Origin of the sequence: Streptomyces sp. NPDC051041 (assembly GCF_044456065.1) — a bacterium.
Taxonomy (GTDB): Bacteria; Actinomycetota; Actinomycetes; order Streptomycetales; family Streptomycetaceae; genus Streptomyces; species Streptomyces glaucus.
This window is the reverse complement of record NZ_JBITFM010000010.1, coordinates 38,683-46,855: the sequence shown is the minus strand read 5'-3', so window position 1 is coordinate 46,855 and position 8,173 is coordinate 38,683. Positions and strand designations below refer to the sequence as shown.

4 protein-coding genes and 1 pseudogene are annotated in these 8,173 nt (G+C 73.6%); 2 read left to right on the top strand and 3 right to left on the bottom strand.

Features of this window, described 5'->3' with window-relative positions; translation table 11 throughout:
• Positions 1-92: 92 nt before the first annotated feature.
• The 3 genes and pseudogenes from ACIBAI_RS17710 to ACIBAI_RS17700 form a co-directional block, all read right to left on the bottom strand.
• A pseudogene (locus tag ACIBAI_RS17710) lies at positions 93-1,082 on the bottom strand (LacI family DNA-binding transcriptional regulator); the annotation flags it as partial.
• 151 nt (positions 1,083-1,233) lie between these two features.
• The gene (locus tag ACIBAI_RS17705) at positions 1,234-2,175 is read right to left on the bottom strand and encodes an ornithine cyclodeaminase family protein (protein WP_399035196.1); all 942 of its coding nucleotides are present in this window, start codon (positions 2,173-2,175) and stop codon (positions 1,234-1,236) included.
• On the bottom strand, positions 2,172-3,170 hold the full coding sequence (locus ACIBAI_RS17700) for a multicopper oxidase domain-containing protein (protein ID WP_399035195.1): 999 nt from the start codon (positions 3,168-3,170) through the stop codon (positions 2,172-2,174). The genes ACIBAI_RS17705 and ACIBAI_RS17700 overlap by 4 nt, the downstream gene beginning before the upstream one ends.
• A 214-nt stretch (positions 3,171-3,384) precedes the next feature.
• Between ACIBAI_RS17700 and ACIBAI_RS17695 the strand changes: the two genes are divergently transcribed.
• Both ACIBAI_RS17695 and ACIBAI_RS17690 read left to right on the top strand, forming a co-directional pair.
• Positions 3,385-5,877: a ThuA domain-containing protein gene (locus tag ACIBAI_RS17695; protein ID WP_399035193.1), complete on the top strand. Its 2,493-nt coding sequence runs from the start codon at positions 3,385-3,387 to the stop codon at positions 5,875-5,877.
• A 44-nt stretch (positions 5,878-5,921) separates the two neighbouring features.
• Positions 5,922-8,069: an OmpL47-type beta-barrel domain-containing protein gene (locus tag ACIBAI_RS17690; RefSeq protein ID WP_399035448.1), complete on the top strand. Its 2,148-nt coding sequence runs from the start codon at positions 5,922-5,924 to the stop codon at positions 8,067-8,069.
• Positions 8,070-8,173: the final 104 nt, after the last annotated feature.

The window sequence follows — 8,173 nt, the reverse complement described above, 5'->3', positions numbered from 1 at the left end:
CGTGGGGGGGGGGGGGGGGGGGGGGGGGGGGGGGGGGGGGGGGGGGGCGGGGGGGGCGGGGGGGGGGGGGGGGGGGGGGGGGGGGGGGGGGGGGGGGGCGGGCGGGCCCCCCCCCCCCCCCCCCCCCGGTCGAGGCCGCGCAGCAGCAGGCGGGCCATCAGGCGGCCCATCTCCTCGATGTCCTGGCGGACCGTCGTCAGCGGCGGGTCGGTCTGTTCGGCGACGGGCAGCATGTCGTCGAAGCCGACCACGGCGACGTCGTCGGGCACGCGCCGCCCGCGCTCGCGCAGCACCCGCAGGGCACCCGAGGCGGTGAGGTCGTTGGCGGCGAACACGGCGTCCAGGTCCGGGCACCGGTCGAGGAGCTCCCGCATCGCCCGCTCCCCGCCGCCCGGGGTGAAGTCGCCCGTCACCACCATCCGCGGATCGGCGTCGGCCATGACGTCCCGGAATCCGTCCAGCCGGTCCACGGCCGAGGTCTGGTCGAGGGGGCCGGTGATGTGGGCGACGCGGGTGCGGCCGAGGCCGGCGAGGTGGCGTACCGCCTCGCGGGCGCCGCCCCGGTTGTCGCTGTCCACGTACACCACGTCGCGGCTGCCGTCGCTCCAGCCGGGCCGCCCGCCGAACACGGTCGGCACGCCGGCGCGCTGGATCAGGCCGGGCAGCGGGTCGTCGAGGTGCAGCGAGAAGACGAGCGCGCCGTCGACATGGCCGCCGGCCAGGTAGCGGCCGACCCGGGCGTAGTCCGCGCGGCCCTCGGTGAGCAGCAGCACGAGCTGGTTGTCGTGGGCGGTCAGCTCCTGGCTGATGCCGCGCAGTTGCAGCGCGAAGTAGGGGTCGGCGAAGACCCGGGTCTCCGGTTCGGCGACGATGACGGCGACGGCGTCGTGCCGTTTCGTCACCAGGCTGCGGGCGGCCTGGTTGGGGACGTACCCGAGTTCCTCCACCGCTCTGCGGACCCGCTCGACGAGGGGTTCGCGGACCCCGTCCGACCCGTTGACCACCCGGGACACGGTGGCCCGCGAGACCCCGGCCCGCGCGGCCACGGCCTCCAGCGTGGGACGCGGCGCTGTCTCGGTCACTGCGGGGCTCCTCCTCGGCGGCTGCGGATCAGGATAGCCCCGGCGGGACGGGCGGGAGAGAGCGCTCTCGGACCCGGGGGCGGCCCGTGCGGGCACGCCCCGGGCTCCCGGCCGGCGGGGGTCCGTGTCCCGGCTCCCTCCGGCCCGGCCGTCAGGCCAGCAGGTCGATCCGCCGTCCCCTCCCCGCGCGCTCCGCCCGCCCGTACGCGAGCCAGGCGAGCGCCAGGTCCTGCCAGGGCAGGCCGACGGGGGCGTAGACCGTGCGGGCCTCGGGACCGGTCCGCCCCGGACGCTCGCCCCGCAGCACCTCGCCGAGCGTCGCGTCGGCGGCCCCCGCGTCCAGGCCGGCGGCCCCCAGGACGCCCGTGCGCACCGCCAGTTCACGGTCGTCGACGACGAGCAGCGACGCCTCCAGCAGGTCGGCGGCGAGTTCCCGCTTGCCGGGCTCGTCGGCGCCGAGGCTGGTGACGTGCTGCCCCGGCCTGATGTCCGCGAGCCCCAGCAGCGGCACGCGCGACCAGGTCGCCGTCAGCACCAGACCGGCCCGGGCGGCGACCTGCGGCGCGGAGTCCACCACCCGGCCGCCGTGCCGTGCGGCGAACGCGGCGGCGCGGTCGCCGTCCGTGTCGTGCACGACGAGTTCGCGCCGTCCGCGCAGCACGGCCAGTCCGCGCACCATCATTTCCGCCTGCGCGCCGGCGCCGACCACGCCGACGGCGCCGTCCTCGGCCGGGTCCGCCAGTACGTGCGTGCCCAGCGCGGCGGCCAGTCCGGTGCGCCAGGCGGTCACCGTCGCCGAGTCCAGCAGGGCGAGCAACTCGCCGTCCCGGCCGCTGTGCAGGCAGATCACCCCGCGCAGCGCGGGCCGCGCCCCGGGGAACTTGGCGTTGACCTTCACCGTGTACGCCTCGACGCCGGGCAGCACCCCGGGGATCAGCGCCGTGGCCGTACCGGGGAACGGCAGGTCGGTGCGCACCCGTTGCCCGGTGACCGGTGCGGCGTCCGCGCGGCAAAAGCCCTCGCGCAGGGCGGCGATGCAGTCGGCGGGGTCCAGGACGGCTTCCAGGTCGCTCCGGGTCAGGACGAGGGTCACCCGCCCATGATGCGCCCCTGCCCGTGCGCGTGCTCCCCCGCGTCGCCGGACGCGTGCTCGTGCGGGTCGTACCCGGGGATCGTCCCGTCCGCCTTCTTCACCAGGAACAGCCCCACCATCCCCATGTCGGAATGGCTCTGCACGTGGCAGTGGTACATCCACGCGCCCGCCCCGACGCCCTCGCCCGCGATCACCTGGAAGCCGAAGGAGTCCGCCGGGCCGACGATCTTGTTGTCGATGACCTGGCTGGGGTCGTCGGGCCCGGTGAGCGCGCCCGTGCGGTTGTCCGCCCAGCGGTGACCGTGCAGGTGGAAGGTGTGGTAGTACTCGCCGTGCGTGATCACCGCGAACTCCACGCGATCGCCCACGGTGGCCTCGAAGTTCGGGCCCGAGTGCGCGGGCTTGTTGTTGACGAGCATGTCGTTGAAGACGATCGTGTGGGTGCGGTCCGGCAGGACGTCGCCCTTGCGGCGGACGATCACCGGTCCGTACAGGCCCTTGCGGATGCCGCCCGTGCCGTGTTCCGTGCCGACGACGTGGTCGTGGTAGTGCCAGTAACCCGCGCTGCCCGCCCGCCAGGTGCCGTCCTTGCGCCGGCCGGGGGCGTGGGTGCGCCAGGTGTAGGTGCGGGTGCCGCCGGGCTCGACGTCGCTCCCGCTGAGTCTCGTCCCGTCGCTGGAGATCTCGTAGTCCAGGCCGTGGACGTGCAGGCTCACCGGCACGTCCATCGTGTTCTCGAGCTCGATGTGCAGCGTGTCGCCCTCGTTGAGCTCGATGAGCGGCCCGGGGATCGTCGCCTCGCCCTTCGCCAGGCCGTAGCCCATCTGCCCGTCGGGGAGTTTCTCGGCGTACAGCTTGAGGTGTCTCACCTCGCCGCCGGCCGGGGCCGTCCTCGCCGGGCCGTCGGCGCCGGCGGACTCCGGGGCCAGCGACAACGACGTCGCGACGGCCGCGCCGCCCAGCAGCACCCGTCGGTTGAAACTGCGTCTGTCCATGCCGAACTCCCCACCCTGGTACGGAACCGCGAAGAACGTGTTGCGAGGGACGGAGCGAAGACGTGGCTGTGATGAGCCGGTGAGACGGTACCGGCCACCCTCCTGTTTATCCACACTCAGGACAAAGTTCGTTCCATTGCGGTCATACCTATTGGCGGGTGACGCAAAGAGGTCTAGCTTCCTTGGCGCTGCTGCCGTGACCGAGGAGGCGCCCATGCACTTACGAAGGTTGAGCGCGTCAAGAGGGCCGAGCACGGGAAGACGCGGCCGGGCGGCCGCCGTCTCCGCCGCGGCCGTGGCCGGACTGCTGGCCGCTCCCGCCGCGAGCGCGCACCCGGCCCCCGATCCGCCCCTGACAACGATGTCGATCAAGTCGCCGCCGGGCGGCGCGAACGTCCGCGTGCTGATCTTCCACGGCTCCGCGGCGGCCGGGCAGGAGTCCCCGGTGGTGAACGCCGGAATCGAGGCGATCGAGCGGATCGGGCTGTCCGGCCCGGCGGGCGAGCGCTTCCGGGTCGAGGCCACGGACGACGCCTCGGTGTTCACCGACGGCGCGCAGCTCGGCCGGTACAACGCGGTCGTGTTCCTGACCGGCGGCGGCGACGTCCTCGACCCGGACCAGGAGGCGGGCCTGGAGGCCTACATGGAGGCGGGCGGCGGCTTCCTCGGCATCCACGACGCGGCCCGCGCGGAGCCGTACTCGGACTGGTTCACCGGCCTGATCGGCGCCCGCCCGGCCGCCTCCGGCCCGGCGGACGTGCAGCGGGCCACCGTCGAGGTCGGGGACCGGCGCCATCCGGCCACCCGGGACCTGCCGGTGCAGTGGAAGCGCCCCGACAAGTGGCTGAACTGGGTGAAGAACCCCTCGGGCGAGGTGCACACGGTGGCCCGGGTGCGCGAGTCGACGTACCGGCCCGGGCCGGGCGCGGGCGGCTGGGACCACCCGGTGAGCTGGTGCCGGGACTACGACGGCGGGCGCTCCTTCTACACCGGCATGGGCGGCACGGTGTCGTCGTACGACGAGACCGACTTCCGCGCGCACCTGCGCGGCGCCCTGCTGTGGACCACCCGTCTGGCGCAGGCCGACTGCACGGCGACCATCACCGGCAACTACCGGGCCGAACGGCTCACCCGGCCCAACCAGCCGGGGCGCAACGACCAGATCGGCGAACCGCACGGACTGGTCACCGCGCCCGACGGCCGCGTGTTCTACATCGGCCGGGGCGGCGCCGACGCCTCCCGGCCGGTGGTCACCGACTGGAACGACCCGGACGTCGGCAAGGGCACGGGCCAGATCCACGTCTACGACCCGGAGACCGGGGAGGTCACGCTCGCGGGCGAGCTGACGGTCTTCGGCAACAAGGGCGGCGGCGACGAGCTGACCAAGGTCGAGGAGGGCCTGCTCGGCATCGAACTGGACCCGCGGTTCGAGCAGAACGGCTGGGTGTACCTGCACTACACGCCCCACTCCCGGATCGACCGCGACACCCGCATGGCCGAGCGGCGCGTCTCCCGCTTCACCCTCGACCACGCCACGAACAGGCTGGACCCGGGCAGCGAGAAGGTGCTGCTGGCCTGGCCGGTGCAGATCCACAGCTGCTGCCACGCGGGCGGCGGGATGGCCTGGGACTCCGAGGAGAACCTGTACATCGCCACCGGGGACAACAACTCCAGCGGGTTCAGCGACGGTTACTCGGGCAACAACCCCGAGCCCGCCTTCAAGGGCGTGTCGTTCGCCGACGCGCGCCGCACCGCCGGGAACACCAACAACCTCAACGGCAAGATCCTGCGCATCCACCCGGAACCCGACGGCACCTACACGATCCCGGACGGGAACCTCTTCACCGGCAAGGAGACCGCCGAGGGCGGCGGCAAGACGCGCGGCGAGATCTACGTGATGGGCGTGCGCAACCCGGCCCGCATCTTCGTCGACAAGTCGACCGACGTCCTGTACGCGGGCTGGGTCGGCCCGGACGCCTCCGCCCCCTCCCCGACCTGGGGCCCGGCCAAGTACGACACGTTCGCGGTGATCACCGAGGCGAGCAACCGGGGCTGGCCCTACTGCATGGGCAACAAGCAGCCCTACCGGGACCGCAACCTGCCCGATCCGTCGAAGCCGCTGGGCTGGTACGACTGCGACCACCCGAAGAACGAGTCGCCGAACAACGACGGCCTGGTCAACCTGCCGCCGGTCACCGGCAACAACATCTGGTACTCCCCGCAGGGCGGCGCCCCGGACTTCCCGCGCACCGCGGACGGCGTCCCCTCCTACCGGGCGGAGGAGGCCACCTACCGGCTGCCTTGGCTCAAGGGCGGCGGGCAGGCCGCGATGAACGGCCCCGTCTACCGCTACGACGCCGCGAGCACGAGCGGCGTCAAGTGGCCGGCGTACTGGGACGGCAAGTGGTTCGTCGGCGACTTCTACGACGGCGACCAGCCGCGCAACGCGGTGCTCATGGACCCGGCGACGCAGGGCGACGGAGGGCTGCCGGTGCACTCGGAGTCGCTGAAGAAGATCGTGCCGGTCGGCGACGACGGCATCAGGAACCTCATGGACTGGAAGTTCGGTCCGGACGGCGCGCTGTACGCCCTCGACTACGGCCGCGGCTTCTTCACCTCGGACTCCAGGTCGGCGCTGTGGCGCGTCACCTACACGGGCGGCGGGCCGACCCCGGCCGCCGGCCAACTGGCGAGGGGAGTGCGGTGAAACACCGACGAGGAGTCCTCGCGGCCCTGCTGGCCGCCGTGCTGATGACGCTCGGCGTGCCCACGACGGCCGCCGGGCAGGACGACCCACCGGCCCGGGCCGCCGCCCAGGTCCTCACCTGGACCGCCGGCGACGACATCACCCGCTACACGTCGGCTCCCGCGACGGCGGTGGCGGGCCCGGCCACCATCGTCTTCGAGAACAGCGCGGCGACCGGCAACACCACCGGCATGCCGCACACGCTGACGTTCGTGACCAGCGACCCCGAGTACAACGACGACGTCCGGCTGAACATCCTCGCCAACCCCGGCGACGACCTGGGCGGCCGGCACACCGCCGAGGTCACCCTCTCCCCCGGCCGGTACCTCTACCACTGCACGATCCCCGGCCACGGGGAGATGAAGGGCGTGCTGGTGGTGACCGAGGGCGGCGGCGAGGACAGCACGCCGCCCGAGACCTCGGCGCAGGTGACGGGTGCGCAGAACGCCGACGGCGCGTACGTCGGCTCGGCGTCCGTCGCGATCAGCGCCACGGACGACGGCGGCTCCGGGGTCGACCGGATCCAGTACGCGGTGGACGACGCGGCCGAGTGGCTGCCGTACACCGCCCCGGTCGTCGTCGGCCAGGTGGGCGGCCACACGGTCCGCTACCGCGCGTTCGACAGGGCGGGCAACGTCTCCGCCGAGAAGAGCGTGCGCTTCACGGTGGTGGCGCCGCCGTCGGACGACGCCACCCCGCCCGAGACGTCCGCCACGGTCAGCGGCGAGCGGAACGCCGACGGCGCCTACGTCGACATGGCCACGGTCACCGTGAGCGCCTCGGACACCGGCTCCGGGGTCGACCGGATCGAGTACGCGGTCGGCTCCGGCGCCTGGCAGCCGTACACCACGCCGGTGATGGTCCACCAGCCCGGCACGCACACCGTGCGCTACCGCGCCGCCGACCGGGCGGGCAACGTCTCGGCGGAGCGGAGCGTGCAGTTCACGGTCGTCGCGGCGCCTCCGCAGGACACGACCCCGCCGGTGACGGGCGTGACCGTCGAGGGCACGCGGAACTCCGACGGCGCGTACGTCAACAGCGCCAGGGTGACGGTCACGGCGACCGACGGGGACGGCTCGGGCGTCGACCGGATCGAGTACGCGCTCGACGGGGGGCCGTACCTGGCGTACACCGCCCCGGTGGTGGTGGACCGCGCGGGCGCGCACATCATGGCGTACCGCGCGACCGACGAGGCGGGCAACACCTCCCCGGCCCGTACGGTGAGCTTCACGGTGGTGTCCGGCCAGGTCCCGGCGCCGGCCTGCCCCGAGTACGACGAGCGGCTGACGGTGATCGTCGGCACGGTCGACTCGGGCGTGCCCAACCGGCTCACCGACAGCCGCTGCCGCATCAACGAACTGATCGAGGACGAGAAGGAGTGGACGTCCCACGCGCTGTTCCTCAAGCACGTCAAGGGCGTCCTGGACGCGCTGCTGAAGGAGGGGGTCGTCGACCGGCGCGAGTACGACGCCGTCCAGAAGGCCGCCCGCCAGTCCGGGATCGGCAAGCCCGGGCAGACCGAGGGCTACCGCACGATCCTCGACGGCAGCGCGGAGTCGTTCGCGCGGTGGCAGCAGGTGGGCGGCGGCTCGTTCGCGCTGAACCCGGACGGGTCGATCACCAGCGGCACCACCGAACCGGGCCTGGGCATGCTGTGGTTCCCGCAGCGCAAGTACGGCGACTTCTCGCTGCGGCTGCAGTGGCGTGACGACGCCCCGGGCGCCGGCAACGCCAACTCCGGGGTGCTGGTGCGGTTCCCGTGGGTGCACGACCATCCGGAGGAGCCGCGGCCGGAGTGGGCCGCCATCAAGTACGGGCACGAGGTGCAGGTGTTCGACCGGCCCGACGGCGACCCGTACAAGACGGGCTCGGTCTACGGTTTCGACCGGGTGGGTCTCGCCGGCGCCGGCGTCACGCAGAAGGGCACCTGGAACGACTACGAGATCCGGGTGGTCGGCCAGCACTACTCGGTCTACCGCAACGGCGTGCTGATCAACGAGTTCGACAACGCCGGCGGCCAGGAGTTCTCCCCGCCCCGCGCGGACGACCCGGGCACGGACGGGCGGCGGTTCGCCTCCGGCTACATCGGGCTCCAGGTGCACGGCACGACGGACGTGGTGTCGTACCGGGACGTCCGGATCAGGGAACTGTAGGGGGGCCGCTCCCCGGCCCCGCCGGCCCGCCCGGGCTCCCGGGCGGGCCGGCGGGTCACCGGGCCCGCGGCCGTGCTCCCGCCCGGCGGCCGGCGCCCCGGGCC

Bases quoted from the DNA above. Each gene is read 5' to 3' on its own strand.
- ACIBAI_RS17700 (WP_399035195.1), bottom strand. From the start codon at position 3,170: ATGGACAGACGCAGTTTCAACCGACGGGTGCTGCTGGGCGGCGCGGCC.
- ACIBAI_RS17695 (WP_399035193.1), top strand. From the start codon at position 3,385: ATGCACTTACGAAGGTTGAGCGCGTCAAGAGGGCCGAGCACGGGAAGA.
- ACIBAI_RS17690 (WP_399035448.1), top strand. From the start codon at position 5,922: ATGACGCTCGGCGTGCCCACGACGGCCGCCGGGCAGGACGACCCACCG.